Annotated in this window: 20 protein-coding genes; 18 read left to right on the plus strand and 2 right to left on the minus strand. The window is 60.2% G+C overall.

The genetic code is table 11. The features are described 5' to 3' along the window. Nucleotides 1–22: 22 nt before the first annotated feature. The 7 genes from AC07O1_RS15445 (at nt 23) to AC07O1_RS15475 (ending at nt 5,503) form a co-directional block, all read left to right on the plus strand. Nucleotides 23–1,156: a protein-glutamate methylesterase/protein-glutamine glutaminase gene (locus AC07O1_RS15445; RefSeq protein ID WP_495089248.1), complete on the plus strand. Its 1,134-nt coding sequence runs from the start codon at nt 23–25 to the stop codon at nt 1,154–1,156. After that, the gene (locus AC07O1_RS15450; protein ID WP_494994198.1) at nt 1,156–1,896 is read left to right on the plus strand and encodes a flagellar motor protein; all 741 of its coding nucleotides are present in this window, start codon (nt 1,156–1,158) and stop codon (nt 1,894–1,896) included. Before AC07O1_RS15445 ends, AC07O1_RS15450 begins: the two co-directional genes overlap by 1 nt. Before the next feature lie 11 nt (nt 1,897–1,907). After that, entirely contained in the window at nt 1,908–2,795 is an 888-nt protein-coding gene (gene motD / locus AC07O1_RS15455; RefSeq protein WP_494994197.1) for a flagellar motor protein MotD, read from the plus strand. 50 nt (nt 2,796–2,845) lie between these two features. After that, entirely contained in the window at nt 2,846–3,634 is a 789-nt protein-coding gene (locus AC07O1_RS15460; RefSeq protein WP_494994196.1) for a ParA family protein, read from the plus strand. 33 nt (nt 3,635–3,667) lie between these two features. After that, on the plus strand, nt 3,668–4,549 hold the full coding sequence (locus AC07O1_RS15465; protein ID WP_495089249.1) for a CheW domain-containing protein: 882 nt from the start codon (nt 3,668–3,670) through the stop codon (nt 4,547–4,549). Nucleotides 4,550–4,624: 75 nt separating this feature from the next. Continuing rightward, on the plus strand, nt 4,625–5,110 hold the full coding sequence (locus AC07O1_RS15470; RefSeq protein WP_008024622.1) for a chemotaxis protein CheW: 486 nt from the start codon (nt 4,625–4,627) through the stop codon (nt 5,108–5,110). Then, nucleotides 5,111–5,503 carry a DUF2802 domain-containing protein gene (locus tag AC07O1_RS15475; protein WP_495089250.1) on the plus strand — a complete coding sequence of 131 codons (393 nt, stop codon included), beginning with the start codon at nt 5,111–5,113 and terminating at the stop codon, nt 5,501–5,503. It abuts the gene before it with no gap. 159 nt (nt 5,504–5,662) lie between these two features. Here AC07O1_RS15475 and AC07O1_RS15480 read toward each other — a convergent pair whose 3' ends face one another. Together AC07O1_RS15480 and fliK are read right to left on the minus strand one after the other, a co-directional pair. Further along, entirely contained in the window at nt 5,663–5,992 is a 330-nt protein-coding gene (locus AC07O1_RS15480; RefSeq protein WP_495089251.1) for an EscU/YscU/HrcU family type III secretion system export apparatus switch protein, read from the minus strand. Continuing rightward, on the minus strand, nt 5,989–7,560 hold the full coding sequence (gene fliK, locus AC07O1_RS15485; RefSeq protein WP_495089252.1) for a flagellar hook-length control protein FliK: 1,572 nt from the start codon (nt 7,558–7,560) through the stop codon (nt 5,989–5,991). The genes AC07O1_RS15480 and fliK overlap by 4 nt, the downstream gene beginning before the upstream one ends. Before the next feature lie 249 nt (nt 7,561–7,809). Between fliK and ccmA the strand changes: the two genes are divergently transcribed. The 11 genes from ccmA to AC07O1_RS15540 all read left to right on the plus strand — a co-directional run bounded on the left by ccmA (nt 7,810) and on the right by AC07O1_RS15540 (nt 16,186). Then, nucleotides 7,810–8,391, plus strand: coding sequence for a cytochrome c biogenesis heme-transporting ATPase CcmA (gene ccmA, locus AC07O1_RS15490; protein ID WP_494994191.1), 582 nt, complete (start codon nt 7,810–7,812; stop codon nt 8,389–8,391). Next, nucleotides 8,388–9,056, plus strand: coding sequence for a heme exporter protein CcmB (ccmB, locus tag AC07O1_RS15495; RefSeq protein WP_494994190.1), 669 nt, complete (start codon nt 8,388–8,390; stop codon nt 9,054–9,056). The genes ccmA and ccmB overlap by 4 nt, the downstream gene beginning before the upstream one ends. A gap of 76 nt (nt 9,057–9,132) precedes the next feature. Further along, nucleotides 9,133–9,888 carry a heme ABC transporter permease gene (locus AC07O1_RS15500; protein ID WP_494994189.1) on the plus strand — a complete coding sequence of 252 codons (756 nt, stop codon included), beginning with the start codon at nt 9,133–9,135 and terminating at the stop codon, nt 9,886–9,888. Then, a complete protein-coding gene (gene ccmD / locus AC07O1_RS15505; RefSeq protein ID WP_495089253.1) occupies nt 9,885–10,061 on the plus strand; it encodes a heme exporter protein CcmD in 177 nt (58 codons plus the stop codon). The genes AC07O1_RS15500 and ccmD overlap by 4 nt, the downstream gene beginning before the upstream one ends. Continuing rightward, the gene (ccmE, locus tag AC07O1_RS15510) at nt 10,058–10,513 is read left to right on the plus strand and encodes a cytochrome c maturation protein CcmE (protein ID WP_494994187.1); all 456 of its coding nucleotides are present in this window, start codon (nt 10,058–10,060) and stop codon (nt 10,511–10,513) included. Before ccmD ends, ccmE begins: the two co-directional genes overlap by 4 nt. A 3-nt stretch (nt 10,514–10,516) precedes the next feature. Next, on the plus strand, nt 10,517–12,505 hold the full coding sequence (locus AC07O1_RS15515; RefSeq protein ID WP_494994186.1) for a heme lyase CcmF/NrfE family subunit: 1,989 nt from the start codon (nt 10,517–10,519) through the stop codon (nt 12,503–12,505). Continuing rightward, nucleotides 12,502–13,038 (plus strand): DsbE family thiol:disulfide interchange protein, encoded by a 537-nt coding sequence (locus tag AC07O1_RS15520; protein WP_495089254.1) that lies wholly within the window; start codon nt 12,502–12,504, stop codon nt 13,036–13,038. Before AC07O1_RS15515 ends, AC07O1_RS15520 begins: the two co-directional genes overlap by 4 nt. Then, nucleotides 13,035–13,508: a cytochrome c-type biogenesis protein gene (locus tag AC07O1_RS15525; protein WP_495089255.1), complete on the plus strand. Its 474-nt coding sequence runs from the start codon at nt 13,035–13,037 to the stop codon at nt 13,506–13,508. The genes AC07O1_RS15520 and AC07O1_RS15525 overlap by 4 nt, the downstream gene beginning before the upstream one ends. After that, nucleotides 13,501–14,709, plus strand: a complete 1,209-nt coding sequence (ccmI, locus tag AC07O1_RS15530) for a c-type cytochrome biogenesis protein CcmI (RefSeq protein ID WP_495089256.1) — start codon at nt 13,501–13,503, stop codon at nt 14,707–14,709. The genes AC07O1_RS15525 and ccmI overlap by 8 nt, the downstream gene beginning before the upstream one ends. Before the next feature lie 14 nt (nt 14,710–14,723). Next, the gene (locus AC07O1_RS15535) at nt 14,724–15,122 is read left to right on the plus strand and encodes a hypothetical protein (RefSeq protein ID WP_495089257.1); all 399 of its coding nucleotides are present in this window, start codon (nt 14,724–14,726) and stop codon (nt 15,120–15,122) included. Nucleotides 15,123–15,616: 494 nt separating this feature from the next. Next, the gene (locus AC07O1_RS15540; RefSeq protein WP_494994293.1) at nt 15,617–16,186 is read left to right on the plus strand and encodes a hypothetical protein; all 570 of its coding nucleotides are present in this window, start codon (nt 15,617–15,619) and stop codon (nt 16,184–16,186) included. Nucleotides 16,187–16,217 lie beyond the last annotated feature (31 nt).

Raw genomic sequence — 16,217 nt, forward strand, 5'->3', positions numbered from 1 at the left:
CGCTCCGTCTAACGGAGTGTTTATGGCAGTCAAAGTCCTGGTGGTGGACGATTCGGGGTTTTTCCGCCGCCGCGTCTCGGAAATTCTTTCAGCGGATCCGAGCATCCAGGTCGTCGGTACGGCGACCAACGGCAAAGAAGCTATCGATCAGGCGCAGGCCCTCAAGCCAGACGTGATCACCATGGACTACGAGATGCCGATGATGGATGGCATCACGGCGGTGCGGCACATCATGCAGCGCTGCCCGACTCCGGTATTGATGTTCTCCTCGCTGACCCATGAAGGCGCCCGGGTAACCCTCGACGCTCTGGATGCCGGTGCGGTGGACTTCCTGCCGAAGAATTTCGAAGACATCTCGCGTAATCCCGAGAAGGTCAAGCAACTGCTGTGCGAGAAGGTTCACAGCATTTCGCGCAGTAACCGTCGTTTCAGTGCCTACAGCGCACTCGCTTCGCAACCGGCCGCAGCGCCCGTGCCTGCACCGTCGCCGTCTGTCAGCACTTTCGGCAGCAGCGCGCCTGTACGTCCCGCACCCGCGCCGATTCCTCCCCGTGTTCCTGCGGCCAGCCCGAGCTCGCCCGCACCGAAACGCAAATCCTACAAACTGGTCGCCATCGGTACGTCTACGGGCGGCCCGGTAGCGTTGCAGCGGGTGCTGACTCAACTGCCAGCAAGTTTCCCGGCGCCGATCGTACTGATCCAGCACATGCCAGCGGCCTTCACCAAGGCGTTTGCCGAGCGCCTGGACAAGCTGTGCCGCATCACTGTCAAGGAAGCGGAGGACGGCGATATTCTGCGTCCAGGTCTTGCTTTGCTGGCACCCGGTGGCAAGCAAATGATGATCGATGGCCGTGGCGCGGTGAAAATCCTTCCGGGCGACGAGCGTCTGAACTACAAGCCGAGCGTGGACATCACCTTTGGTTCGGCAGCCAAATCCTACGGTGACAAAGTTCTGGCGGTGGTGCTCACCGGCATGGGTGCCGATGGTCGCGAAGGCGCGCGTCTGCTCAAACAGGGTGGCAGCGCCATCTGGGCCCAGGATGAAGCCAGCTGCGTGATCTATGGCATGCCGATGGCCATTGTCAAAGCCGATCTGGCGGATGCTGTGTACGGCCTGGACGATATAGGCAAACATCTGGTCGAGGCTTGCCTCTGATGGATGTTTTAAGCCTTATCGGGATCATCATGGCGTTTGTCGCCATCATTGGTGGCAATTACCTGGAAGGTGGTCATCTCACCGCACTGGCCAATGGCCCGGCGGCGCTGATTGTGTTGGGCGGCACCGTCGGCGCTGCGTTGTTGCAGTCGCCAATGAGCGCCTTCAAACGCGCCATGCAGATCTTTATCTGGATTTTGTTTCCGCCCCGTGTCGATCTGCCCGGTGGCATCGATCGGGTGGTGAACTGGAGCCTGATCGCCCGCAAGGAAGGCTTGCTGGGTCTTGAAGGCGTGGCTGATACCGAGCCCGACAGCTACTCGCGCAAAGGCTTGCAGTTGTTGGTCGATGGGGCCGAACCGGAAGCGATCCGCAGCATCCTCGAGGTGGACTTCTACACCCAGGAAAGCCGTGACACCGACGCTGCCAAGGTTTTTGAAAGCATGGGCGGTTATGCGCCAACCATCGGCATCATCGGTGCTGTCATGGGCCTGATCCATGTCATGGGCAATCTGGGTGACCCTTCGCAACTGGGCAGCGGGATCGCCGTGGCGTTCGTTGCGACCATCTACGGTGTGGCCAGCGCCAACCTGGTATTGCTGCCGATTGCCAGCAAGCTCAAGTCCATCGCGTTGCGCCAGTCGCGTTATCGCGAAATGCTGCTCGAAGGAATCCTGTCGATAGCCGAAGGTGAGAACCCTCGTTCCATTGAGTTGAAGCTTCAGGGCTTCATGGACTAATGGAGTAGCCCATGGCACGTCGTCGCCAACCTGAAGAACACGTCAACCACGAACGTTGGTTGGTGTCCTACGCCGACTTCATCACGCTGCTGTTTGCTTTCTTCGTGGTGATGTATTCGATTTCGTCGATCAACGAAGGCAAATACAAAGAGATTTCCCAGGCCCTGATCGGCGTGTTCAACGACTCGCAACGCACCCTCAAGCCGATTCCCATCGGTGACGAGCGGCCCAGGACGGTCACGCCGGCCAAGCCGTTGGTCAAGGACAGCGAGCAGATTGACGCGGGCATTGCTCAGGCGAGTAACGACCCGCTGAAGTCCATTGCCGATGACATCAGCGCCGCGTTCGGTGACTTGATCAGCTCCAATCAAATGACCATCCGCGGCAACGAGTTGTGGGTCGAAATCGAATTGAATTCCAGCCTGCTGTTCGGCAGCGGTGACGCCATGCCCAGCGATGTCGCGTTCAATATCATCGATAAGGTGGCGAAAATTCTGAAGCCCTTCGACAACCCGATTCACGTTGAAGGTTTCACCGATGATCAGCCGATCCGCACTTCGCAATACCCGACCAACTGGGAGCTGTCGTCAGCTCGCTCCGCCAGCATTGTGCGCATGCTTGCCATGGAAGGAGTGAATCCGGGCCGTCTGGCTTCGGTCGGTTATGGTGAATTTCAGCCGGTGGCCAATAACGCGACTTCCGAAGGCCGTGCGCGCAATCGCCGCGTGGTGCTGGTGGTGTCGCGCAACCTCGATGTGCGCCGCAGTCTGACGGGCACAGGCACAGCAAATGCCAAACCCGATGCCGCATTGAAGCGTGCTGGCACACAAACTGCACCCTCGTCCGTAAAGTCGACGAGACGAGAGAGTGCCGTCAATTCTCCGTCGCCCGCCCTATAACTTAGCGCTATTTCTCGGTTGAGCCTGTTCGACCGGGAGGAACAATCTGAATGAGAGTCTGGGCAGTTGCCAATCAAAAGGGTGGTGTCGGTAAAACCACCACCTCCATCGCTCTAGCCGGTTTGCTGGCTGAGGCGGGCAAGCGCGTGGTTGTGGTTGATCTCGACCCCCACGGCTCCATGACCAGCTACTTCGGCTATGACCCCGACAGCCTGGAACACAGTAGCTACGACCTGTTCCTGCACAAGGGTAGCGTGCCGGCGGGGTTGCCCGGTCAACTGCTGCTGCCCACCAGTGACGAACGCATTTCCCTGCTGCCTTCGAGCACCGCGCTGGCGACCCTTGAGCGTCAGTCACCAGGGCAGAGCGGTCTGGGTCTGGTGATCGCCAAGAGCCTCGCGCAGTTGTGGCAGGATTTTGATTACGCGGTGATCGACAGCCCTCCATTGCTCGGCGTGCTGATGGTCAATGCCTTGGCGGCCAGCCAGCAGTTGGTGATCCCGGTACAGACTGAACACCTGGCGGTCAAAGGCCTCGAGCGCATGGTCAACACCCTGGCGATGATCAATCGTTCGCGCAAGCAGGCGTTACCATTTTGCATCGTGCCAACCCTGTTCGATCGCCGAACCCAGGCGTCCATGGGGACATTGCGGGTACTGCGCGACATGTATCCCGAGGACATCTGGCAAGGCTACATTCCGGTCGATACCCGCTTGCGCGATGCCAGCCGGGCAGGGCTGACGCCTTCTCGGTTCGACGGCAAAAGTCGTGGAGTTCTGGCCTATCGGTCATTGCTCAAGCACCTGCTTTCCCTGCAACTCGTCCCACAGGTGGCCTGAGATGACGCTTCTTTCTGCGGGGGGAGTGTTCCGATGAACAGTCCGGTAAAAATCACTACTCGCCCGCAATTGGCGCTGCAGTCTTATCTGGACGCGTTGTTGCAGGACGCGACCGAGGAGCTTGAGCTTGAGCTCGAAACGTTGACTGAGGTCATAGCGCCGCAAGACACGCTGGATGAGTTTCAAGCCGCCGTGCTGGAAGAGCAGGCCCGTGATGCGCAACAGCGAGGCATGGCCGTTCCGGCTGTAGCTGCCGCCGTGCGGGTGCAGGCGCCGATGCCGATTGCCGTGCCGGTGCTGGAAGCGCCTGCGCCGATTCTCGCGCCGGTTTCACTGGTCGCACCAATGCTGCAAGCGTTGGTCGAGCCGGTGGCCGAAGTCCATCTGCCGCCGAGCAACACACCGCCACCTGTGGAAAACGATGGTCGCCCGTCGTGGGCAGCCGAGCCGTTCGAATGCCTGCTGTTCGATGTGGCCGGTCTGACGCTCGCAGTGCCGCTGGTGTGCCTGGGTTCCATCTATTCTCTGGCCGGTCACGAGTTGACGCCGCTATTCGGTCAGCCGGAATGGTTCCTCGGGATTCTGCCGAGCCAGGCTGGCAATCTGAAAGTGCTGGATACCGCGCGCTGGGTCATGCCGGATCGTTACCGCGATGATTTCCGCCAGGGCCTGCAATACGTGATCTCGGTTCAGGGCTATGAATGGGGGCTGGCGGTGCATCAGGTCAGCCGCTCCTTGCGCCTGGACCCGAACGAAATCAAATGGCGTAGCCATCGTGGTCAGCGGCCATGGCTGGCCGGCACGGTAATCGAGCATATGTGCGCGTTGCTGGATGTCTCGGAGCTGGCGGAGCTGATCGCCAGCGGCGGTGCCAAACACATGAACGGCCGCAAGCCGATCCACAAACCTACATAACAAGCACCTGGCCGCATACAAGATGCGGTCGGCCAGAACATACACCGCACAGGCGGTTTTTCGAGGGGTCAGGGTATGAATGATAAGGCGTCGTCTGCAAAAGGTTCCGAAGATCCGATCCTGCAATGGGTAACCTTCAAGCTGGACAATGAAACCTACGGCATCAACGTGATGCGCGTTCAGGAAGTCCTGCGTTATACCGAAATCGCCCCTGTGCCGGGTGCGCCAAGCTACGTGCTGGGCATCATCAACCTGCGCGGCAATGTGGTCACCGTGATCGACACCCGCCAGCGCTTTGGTCTGATGAACGCCGAGATCAGCGACAACACCCGTATCGTGATCATCGAAGCCGACAAACAAGTCGTCGGGATCATGGTCGACAGCGTGGCGGAAGTGGTTTACCTGCGTCAGTCCGAGATCGAAACCGCGCCAAACGTCGGTAACGAAGAGTCGGCCAAGTTCATTCAGGGCGTGTGCAACAAGAACAACGAGTTGCTGATCCTGGTCGAGCTGGACAAGATGATGAGCGAAGAAGAGTGGTCGGAACTGGAGAGTATCTGATTGATTCTCGAGGTTGCTGTGATTGTGCTGGGGCTCCTCTGGGTAGGGACCCTGGCAATTTTCCTGGCTTACACCCGTAAACAGCGGCAGCAGGCCATCCTCAAGGCTCAGGGCGATGCGTTGCGTGATCAGCGCATCAAGGATCTGGCCAAGCGCGTTGACGATTATCAGAACGGTAGCGTGCGCATGGGCGAGGACTTGCACGAACTGCGCGCGGTGGTCAGGCCGTTGCCGGACAAACTGACCCAACTGGAGCAGCGCGATCCGACCAGCCTGTCATTTGCCCAGGCTGCACGCCTGGTCGGAATGGGCGCCAGCGTCGACGAATTGACCCAATCCTGCGGATTGACCCAGGCCGAAGCCGAGTTGATGAGCAAGTTGCATAAAAGCTGAAGCGAGCGGCTTTCTGTCCTGATCGTTCCCACGCTCCGCGTGGGAACGCCTCACTGGACGCGCAGCAATCGCTTCGGGAGTGACGCGGAGCGTCACGGGCTGCATTCCCACGCAGGAGCGTGGGAATGATCAAGGCTGCGATTTTTTTGCGACACCGAATCAATAATCCTCCCCGCGATCTGTCACATCCCGCTCCACCCTCGGCGCCTGCGGGTCATGGCCTTCGGGGAACTTGCCTTTCAGGTTCCAGGCAAAGGCGATGATCTCGGCGATGGTCCGGTATAACTCCTCCGGAATGCTGTCACCCAGCTCCATTCTTGCCAATAGTCTTACAAGCTCGGCGTTTTCGTAGATCGGCACTTCATAGTCGCGGGCGATTTTCAGGATCGCTTCGGCCAGTTCGTCGTCGCCCTTGGCGGTGAGGGTCGGGGCTTGGTGGCCATCGTATTTGAGGGCGATGGTCTGGCGGGGTGGGTTGGGGTTTTTCATGCGGTTTCGTCGACCCAGCGTTGTTCGAGGCGGGTTTGATTGCCTTGGGGCGCAGTGCCGAGGTGGCAATTCAGGTCGCCTACATTGAGCCCCGACGCCAATAGCCGGGCGCGCAAACTGCCCAAATGACTCTCGATCAGGCTGGCGGTGTAGGGGCGTTCGGCCCAGAGCTGGCTGGAGAGCTTTCCCGAAACCAGCTGCGCCTGAACCTGCAGCGGCCCGAGGGGCTCCATGTCGAAGGCCAGCTCAACTCGCCACAACCGCTGTTTTGGCTCGCGCTCGGCGGGTTTTTCGTTGTGTTCCTTTGTCGGTGCGTCTTCGCGCTGGAACTTGACCTGCAGCGGCACAATGTCTTGCTGGTTGCGCATGGGGATTTCCAGCTGCCAAGTGGTTTGTAGATTGCCATTGGCGGTGATACCCGTCTGCTCCAGGCTCGACAGTTGATGGCTTTGCAGGCGCGAAACGGCCGCAGCGGCTAAACGCAGCAAGTGTTCCAGGTCGCCTTCGCCCTCCAGGCTTTGCAGTAAGCGTGAGGGTAGAGGGAAGCCGGTTGGCTGGGGTTTGGCGCTGACCTGACCGAGGGTGCCGAGGGCGCTGCGCACAAAACCTGGAAGCACCTGAGCCAGGGTATTGGCGGCGATGATCGCGTTGAAACTGGTGTTGCCCGGCAGGTCGGGGGCAATTTGCGCAATCAATCGCAGCAGATTGCCTTTCATGTCCGGTGTCAGCGACGGGTTCTGACCTGCGAGTAATTTCGCTTCAAGGAACAGACCGCTGTTGACCAGTGCCTGGGCCAGTCCTTTTGGCGTGCTCAGTTGCTGAGCGTCCGGCAACCCGGCCAGCAACTGGTCGATCGCGTCGCGCAAGTCGGCCGATGTCGCGTCGGACGGCACCTGGTTTTGCAGCGCGTTGATCAGCCCGTCCAGCGAGCCCTGGCGGCTTTGTTGGGCGATCAATTGTTGCGCCACGGCCAGCTGTTCCTGGCGACTGCTCAGCGGCACGAAGCTGAGGGTTTGCGAATCCTGGACCATGGCACTGAGCAACGTGCCGATGCGCAACGGCTGTGGGCTGTCAATGCTCAAGGTGCTACCACTGAGCGCGGTATTGAGCAAACTCACTAGCGAGCGATACACCGCCGGTTGGCCAGTGGCTTGCGGCATCAGTTGGGTGGTCAGTACCTTGCCTTGCAACAAGGTGCCGACCGGTAATTGTGAAGTGTCCAGGCGGGTGAGGGTGGCGACGTTAGAGGCGATGGCCTGCTGCACCGTGATCGCCAGATTGCCGGCCGACGGTTGGCTCACCGCCAGGCTGGTGCCTTGCGGCAGCGGCTGGTTGCTGGTGGCCTGAACCGTGGTCTGGCGACCGCTGTCGAGGGTGACCTTAAGCAGCAACTGAAAAGTCTGATCCGCTTGTTTGAGCGACAGCACTTCAGCCTTGGCGGTTTGCCCGGCGGCGATCAAGCCTTCCAGCGGTTGCGCAAGCGTGAGCAACTCACCACTCACCACGGCCGGGCGCGTGACTCCGGGGCTTGGCTGCGGCAGCGGGAGGATGTTCATTTCGCCTGTCATCGGGTCGCAACCTGTGGAAATTGCCCTCTTGAGGGCGGGGTACAGCATGTATAATGCCGCCCCGTTATCAGCGGAGTGCCAAAAACATCGCAAATGTTTGACGCAGCTCTCTAGTACAGGCCGCTAATACATCTATTCTGCATCACTATAACGGCCGTTCCACCGCCGACTTGAACCGTAAAGGCCCGCGATCTCTTGACCAGCCCTCTTCTAGAAGCCGTAGTGCTCGCCTGTGAGCGAGACTGGCGGATGCTCTTCGAAAACCTCGAATTTCGTCTGGCGGGCGGCGACATGTTGCAGATCAGCGGCCCCAACGGCAGCGGCAAGACCAGCCTGCTGCGCCTGCTCGCCGGGTTGATGCATCCGACCAGCGGCCAGGTGCTGCTCAATGGCCAGCCGTTGACCGCGCAGCGCAGCGAACTGGCGCGCAACCTGCTGTGGATCGGCCACGCTGCCGGGATCAAGGATTTGCTGACCCCGGAAGAAAACCTCAGCTGGCTCTGCGCCCTGCATCAGCCGGCCAGCCATGAGGCCATCCGGGAAGCGCTGGCAGCGGTGGGCTTGCGCGGTTTCGAGGATGTGCCGTGTCACACCTTGTCCGCAGGTCAGCAGCGCCGCGTGGCCCTGGCCCGGCTGTATCTGGACAGCCCACCGCTGTGGATCCTTGACGAACCCTTTACCGCCCTCGACAAACAAGGGGTGGCGCAGTTCGAAGAGCATCTGGCCGTTCACTGTGAAAAGGGCGGGATGGTGGTGTTGACCACTCACCACACCTTGAACCGCATGCCTGCCGGTTATCGTGACATCGATTTGGGGCGCTGGGCCGTATGAGTGTTTTCGGACTACTGGTCGCCCGTGAGGCGCGGTTGTTGTTTCGGCGTCCGGCGGAACTGGCCAACCCTCTGGTTTTCTTCGCAATCGTCATCGCATTGTTTCCGTTGGCGGTCGGTCCTGAGACTCAATTGTTGCAAACCTTGTCTCCGGGACTGGTCTGGGTAGCGGCCTTATTGTCCGTCCTGCTCTCGCTGGACGGGCTTTTCCGCAGTGATTTCGAGGATGGATCACTGGAGCAGTGGGTCCTTTCGCCGCACCCTCTGCCTCTTCTGGTTTTGGCCAAGGCACTGGCACACTGGGCGTTTTCCGGCCTGGCACTGGTTTTGCTCGCACCGTTACTAGCCTTGATGCTCGGTTTGCCTACCGCCTGTCTGCCGGTGTTGCTGCTTTCCCTGTTGCTGGGTACACCGGTGTTGAGCCTGCTCGGTGCGGTGGGCGCGGCGCTGACGGTTGGGTTGAAGCGTGGTGGACTCCTGCTGGCGCTGTTGATTCTGCCGTTGTACATCCCGGTATTGATTCTCGGCAGTGGCGCCTTGCAGGCGGCATTGCAGGGCATGCCGGCGACCGGGTATCTGCTGTGGCTTGGTAGCCTGACTGCCTTGGCGATAACCCTGACACCCTTTGCAATAGCCGCTAGTCTGAAGATCAGCGTCGGCGAATAATGAGGTCTGGTCAGTTTTGATCAGTAAAGACCCTGGCGGCTCGTGATAGCGAGCAGCAACCGTGATGGAAACAGTAATGAACTGGACTTGGTTTCATAAGCTCGGCTCGCCCAAGTGGTTTTATGGCATCAGCGGCAAGCTGCTGCCTTGGCTGAGTGTTGCAGCGTTGCTGCTGATCGGCGTCGGTGTGGTCTGGGGCCTGGCGTTCGCGCCGCCGGACTACCAGCAAGGCAACAGCTTTCGGATCATCTACATCCACGTCCCGGCCGCCATGCTGGCGCAGTCCTGCTATGTGATGCTGGCGGTGTGCGGCATTGTCGGACTGGTGTGGAAGATGAAACTGGCCGATGTCGCGCTGCAATGCGCGGCACCGATCGGTGCCTGGATGACCGCCGTGGCGCTGCTCACCGGGGCGATCTGGGGCAAGCCGACCTGGGGCTCGTGGTGGGTCTGGGATGCACGACTGACGTCCATGCTGATTCTGCTGTTTCTGTACTTGGGTCTCATTGCGCTGGGCAACGCCATCAGCAATCGTGACAGCGCGGCCAAGGCCTGTGCGGTGCTGGCAATCGTCGGTGTGATCAACATACCGATCATCAAATACTCGGTGCAATGGTGGAACACACTGCATCAAGGTGCGACATTCAGTCTCACTGAGAAACCGGCCATGCCCGCCGAAATGTGGCTGCCGCTGCTGCTGACGGCACTGGGTTTCTATTGTTTCTTCGGTGCGGTGCTGTTGTTGCGCATGCGCCTTGAAGTGCTCAAGCGTGAAGCCCGCAGCAGCTGGGTCAAGGATCAGGTGCTGAATACTCTGGAGGCTGCACGATGAATTTTGCATCCTTCGGCGATTTTCTCGCCATGGGTCATCACGGTTTATATGTCTGGTCAGCCTATGGCATCTGCTTTGCGGTGCTGGCCCTCAACGTCGCGGCGCCGGTCCTGGCCCGCAAACGTTATATGCAACAAGAGGCGCGTCGTCTGCGCCGGGAGAACGGCAAGTGAATCCGCTGCGTAAAAAGCGTCTATTGATCATCCTCGCGATCCTGGTAGGGGTCGGAAGTGCCGTTGGCCTGGCCTTGAGCGCCTTGCAGCAGAACATCAATCTGTTCTACACCCCGACCCAGATCGTCAACGGCGAAGCGCCGCAAGACACCCGCATTCGTGCCGGCGGTATGGTCGAGAAGGGTTCGCTGCAGCGCTCCGGGGATTCTCTGGACGTGAAATTCATCGTCACCGACTTCAATAAATCCGTCACCATCACGTATCGCGGCATCCTTCCGGATCTGTTCCGCGAAGGGCAGGGCATCGTCGCCCTCGGCAAGCTCAATGGTGATGGCGTGGTTGTGGCCGACGAAGTGCTGGCCAAGCACGACGAGAAGTACATGCCGCCGGAAGTGAGCAAGGCCCTGAAAGACAGCGGTCAGTCGGCGCCTTCACCAGCCAAAGAGGGTTAACCGATGACTTCCGCACTCTTTATTCCCGAGCTGGGCCACCTGGCAATGATCCTGGCCCTGTGCTTTGCCATCGTTCAGGCCATCGTGCCGTTGCTGGGTGCCTGGCGCGGTGATCGGCTGTGGATGGGCCTGGCTCAGCCGGCGGCCTGGGGGCAGTTTACCTTTCTGGTATTCGCTTTCGGATGCCTGACCTACGCCTTCATGACCGATGACTTCTCTGTCGCCTATGTCGCCAGTAACTCCAACAGCACCTTGCCCTGGTACTACAAGTTCAGCGCCGTATGGGGTGCCCACGAAGGTTCATTGCTGCTCTGGGCGCTGATCCTCGGTGGCTGGACCTTCGCAGTGTCGGTGTTCTCCCGGCAGTTACCGCAAGTGATGCTGGCGCGGGTGCTGGCAGTGATGGGCATGATCAGCACTGGCTTCCTGCTGTTCCTGATCCTCACCTCCAACCCGTTCGCGCGCATCCTGCCGCAGGTTCCTACCGACGGTCGCGACCTCAACCCGTTGCTGCAAGACATTGGTTTGATCGTTCACCCGCCAATGCTCTACATGGGTTATGTCGGTTTCTCCGTGGCGTTCTCCTTTGCCATCGCTGCCTTGCTTGGCGGTCGTCTTGATGCGGCCTGGGCTCGCTGGTCGCGGCCATGGACCATCGTCGCCTGGGCCTTCCTCGGTGTTGGCATTACCCTCGGCTCCTGGTGGGCCTACTACGAACTCGGCTGGGGTGGCTGGTGGTTCTGGGACCCGGTGGAAAACGCTTCCTTCATGCCTTGGCTGGTCGGTACCGCGTTGATTCACTCGCTGGCCGTTACCGAAAAACGTGGCGTGTTCAAAAGCTGGACCGTGCTGTTGGCCATTGCCGCATTCTCCCTGAGCCTGCTGGGAACCTTCCTGGTGCGTTCCGGCGTGCTGACTTCGGTGCATTCCTTCGCCTCTGATCCTGCGCGCGGCGTGTTCATCCTGATCTTCTTGCTGTTCGTGGTCGGCGGTTCGCTGACGTTGTTCGCGTTGCGTGCACCAGTGGTCAAGAGCCATGTCGGCTTCAACCTGTGGTCGCGGGAAACCCTGCTACTGGGCAACAACCTGGTACTGGTCGTCGTCGCGTCAATGATTCTGCTCGGCACCCTGTACCCGCTGGTGCTCGATGCCCTGACCGGCGCCAAGTTGTCGGTCGGCCCGCCGTACTTCAATGCGCTGTTCATTCCGTTGATGGCGCTGCTGATGGTGGTGATGGCGGTCGGGATGCTGGTGCGCTGGAAGGACACCCCGGTCAAATGGCTGGGGAGCATGCTCACCCCGGTGCTGCTCGGCAGTGCTGCGCTGGCCGTGGTGGCCGGCATCGCATATGGCGACTTCAACTGGGCCGTGCTGGCCACCTTCATGCTCGCTGCCTGGGTGTTGTTGGCCGGTGTGCGAGACATCTTTGACAAAACCCGCCACAAAGGCCTGATCAAAGGTCTGCCAACCCTGACCCGTAGCTATTGGGGCATGCAGGTTGCGCACCTTGGGATCGCGGTCTGCGCCTTGGGCGTGGTGCTTTCCAGCCAGAACAGTGCTGAGCGTGATTTGCGTCTGGCGCCGGGCGAATCCATGGACCTGGCCGGTTACCATTTCATCTTCGAAGGCGCCAGGCACTTCGAAGGCCCGAACTTCACCTCCGACAAAGGCGCTATTCGTGTCATTCGCGACGGCAAGGAAGTCACCGTGCTGCACCCGGAAAAACGTCTCTACACTGTGCAGAACTCGATGATGACCGAAGCCGGGATCGACGCCGGTTTCACTCGTGACCTGTACGTTGCCCTGGGCGAGCCTCTGGGCGATGGCGCCTGGGCGGTCCGGGTGCACGTCAAACCGTTCGTGCGCTGGATCTGGTTCGGTGGCTTGCTCACTGGTCTGGGAGGCTTGCTGGCGGCGCTGGATCGACGTTATCGGGTCAAGGTGAAAAGCCGTGTGCGGGAAGCACTGGGCATGTCGGGAGCCACTGCATGAAGCGTTGGATAATGTTGTTGCCGCTGGTGTTGTTTCTGGTGGTGGCGGTGTTCCTCTACCGAGGGCTGTACCTGGACCCGGCCGAGCTGCCGTCGGCGATGATTGGCAAGCCATTCCCGGCGTTCTCGTTGCGGTCTGTGCAAGACAGCAAGACCCTGACCCGGGCCGATCTAATCGGCAAACCGGCGTTGGTCAACGTCTGGGCCACCTGGTGCATTTCCTGCCGGGTCGAACACCCGGTGCTGAACAAACTGGCCCAACAGGGCGTGCTGATCCACGGCATCAACTACAAGGACGACAATGCCGCGGCATTGAAGTGGTTGAGCGAGTTTCATAACCCGTATCAGTTGGATATCCATGACGGGGAGGGCTCTCTGGGCCTGAACCTCGGTGTGTATGGCGCGCCGGAAACCTTCTTCGTCGACAGCAAGGGCATCATCCGCGACAAGTACGTGGGGGTGATCGACGAAGCAGTCTGGCGTGAAAAACTGGCCGCCAAATATCAGGCCCTGGTCGATGAGGCGAAGCCATGAAGCGCTGGATAGCCGCGGCCGTTCTCGGCCTGAGCATCGTAGGTGTGGCTCACGCCGCGATCGACACTTACGAGTTCGCCAATGACGGCGACCGCGAGCGTTTTCGTGAGCTGACCAAAGAGCTGCGTTGCCCCAAGTGCCAGAATCAGGACATCGCTGATTCCAACGCACCGATTGCCGCTGATTTGCGCAAAGAGATTTTCCGCATGCTCGGCGAGGGCAAAGACAATCAGCAGATCATCGACTTCATGGTCGATCGCTACGGCGATTTCGTGCGCTACAAACCGGCCCTGACCTCGAAAACCGCGTTGCTCTGGTTCGGTCCGGCGGGGCTGTTGCTCGGTGGTGTGGTGATCATTGGCGTGATCATCCGCCGGCGTCGCGTACAGCGCACTGATACCCCGGATACGCTTTCCTTTGATGAGCGCAAGCGCCTCGATCAACTTTTGGATAACGATAAGAATGATTGATTTCTGGCTCGCTGCAGGTCTGCTCTTGTCAGTTGCCCTGAGTTTTCTGCTGATCCCTGTTTTACGCGGCCGCCGTGCCCAGCGTGAAGAGGATCGTACCGCGCTGAACGTGGTGCTTTACCAGGAGCGCGTGGCTGAGTTGCAAGCTCAGCAGGAAGAGGGCGTACTCACTCCAGTACAAATGGACACCGGCCGCGCGGAAGCGGTCCGTGAACTGCTGAACGACACCGAAGGCGCCGACACCGCGCGGGTCTCGCGTTTGGGCAAGCCGCTGCCGTTGCTGGCGGCGATACTGGTGCCGGTGTTGGGCCTTGGTCTGTACCTGCATTTCGGTGCCAGCGACAAGGTCGAGCTGACCCGCGAATTCGCCCAGGCGCCGCAATCAATGGAAGAGATGACCCGCCGTCTTGAGCGAGCCGTCGCCGCGCAGCCGGACTCGGCTGAAGGCCTGTACTTCCTCGGTCGAACCTACATGGCCCAGGATCGCCCGGCGGATGCGGCGAAGATCTTCGAGCGCACCGTGGCGTTGGCCGGTCCTCAGCCGGAACTGCTCGGCCAATGGGCTCAGGCGCAGTACTTTGCCGATAACAGAAAATGGTCGGACAAGGTTCAGGCGCTGACTGACGAAGCGCTGAAGGCTGACCCGAAAGAAGTCACCAGCCTTGGCCTGCTGGGCATCGCCGCCTTTGAAGGCGAGCGTTATCAGGACGCCATCGACTACTGGAATCGTTTGCTGGCGCAACTGCCGCCAGATGATAACTCCCGTACTGCGCTGCAAGGCGGGATCGCCCGGGCCAGTGAAAAACTGCAGGCCAGTGGTGGCAAAGTCGCTCAAGCCCCGGCGGTTGTGGCGAAGGTTGCGGCACTGCTCAAGGTTCGTGTCGATCTGGCGGCGGATCTGAAAGCCAAGGTCCAGCCGGGCGACAGTGTATTCATCTTCGCCCGCGCCACCTCCGGCCCACCTGCGCCATTGGCCGCCAAGCGTCTGACCGTTGCCGATTTGCCTGCGACCGTCGAGTTGGGGGATGCCGACGCGATGATGCCGCAGTTGAAACTGTCGAACTTCCCTGAAGTCCAACTGGTTGCGCGCATCTCCCGCGCCGGCCAACCGACTGCCGGCGAATGGATCGGTCGCAGCCAGCCCTTGGCCAGCAGCACTACAGCGTCGCAACAACTGACCATCGACAGCCCGGATAAATAACAGAGAAGCCGCTTATGACCACCATCGCTCGTCTCACTCTGCTCAGTCTGGTCCTGGGATTAAGCGCATGTGCGGTCCAGCAGCCGACCATCTTGCCACCCATCCCGCCTTCGGGGCCGGGCACTCAGCCGGTTCCAGCAAAAAAGCCCGGTACACCGACGACACCCTCTAAACCCGCCAAGTCGCTGCCACGCACGTCCGCCAGCTTCGCCCCACCACCGGGCGGTAATAGCCATTGGGATGCGCGATTGGGTGTCTACGTCCTCGACGATCAGACCAACACCTTCTACCGCCAGCGCACTTACTACCGCTGGAACAACGGCTGGAGCCGCTCCGTCAGCCCGAACGGGCCTTGGGAAGAGACGGATATCCACGGCGTGCCATCGGGATTGGGGCGTCAGTTCCACGATTGAATCGCGTTGCTTGGCCGGTAAGGATCGCAGCCTGGCGACAGCTCCTGCACCCACCGAGTACCCCCTGATTCATGGGGGCGCGGAACTTGCGGGATAGGGCCGGGCGGCGCTTCGCTTGCTGGCGAAGCTTTGGAGCATTACACAGCCGCCAGTGACCCTTTCCCGGATACACTCGAAAACCGCACCAACGCCAATGGCGCAAGCGTGCTGCCGATGATCACGATTCACAACCGCCCAGCCTGTTCGTGCAGTGCACTGGCGATCGCAGCACCAAAGGCGCGCCGCTCACCCGTGTCCGACGTCAGCGTCCGATGAAACATTCGCTCAAATCTCGTTAGATAGCTTGCTGGTGCTATCTACACTCTATGAATGTGACCGGCTCTCCAGCGTCTCTCTTGGATGTTTCCTCACAGGAAGCCAAACCCATGAATCAGATTTGCAGCAGCGTGATACGAAGTACGGCACTGGCGTGGGCCATCATTTTATTGGCATTGATGCCCGCAGGCGCCGCTCAGACCCAGGACGCTCCGGGTATGCGCGTCGCCGTACGCGGTGAAATCATCGAGGTTGCCGGGGACGTGATGCAGGTGCGCGCCAATAGCGGAGAAAACGTGACCATCAACCTCACCCCGAACACCGTGGTGCGCGCGGTGACCCTGGCCAACATCGAAGACATTAAACCTGGCAGCTACATCGGTTCGGCCGCGGTGCCGCAGGCGGATGGGACGCTCAAGGCGCTGGAGGTTCACGTGTTCCCCCCACAAATGGCTGGCACCGGCGATGGCCATCGGCCCTTCGATCTGGTCAAGGGCAGCAGCATGACCAATGGTAGCGTCGGTGATCTGGTGGTCAGCAACGGGCGCACCCTGACGGTCAATTACAAGGGCGGTCAACAGACAATCCTGGTGCCGGATGACGTGCCCATCGTCAACCTGGCTCCGGGCGATCGCAGCCTGCTCAAGGTTGGGGTCAAAGTTGTGTTGTTCGCCTCGCAAAGCGTCGATGGCACGCTGACGGCTCAATCGATTTCGGCCGGCAAGGATGGCGTGACGCCACCGATGTGAGCATCTATCCGGCATGAAAAAGGCGACCCGA

The organism is Pseudomonas sp. GW821-FHT07G10, from assembly GCF_059418545.1.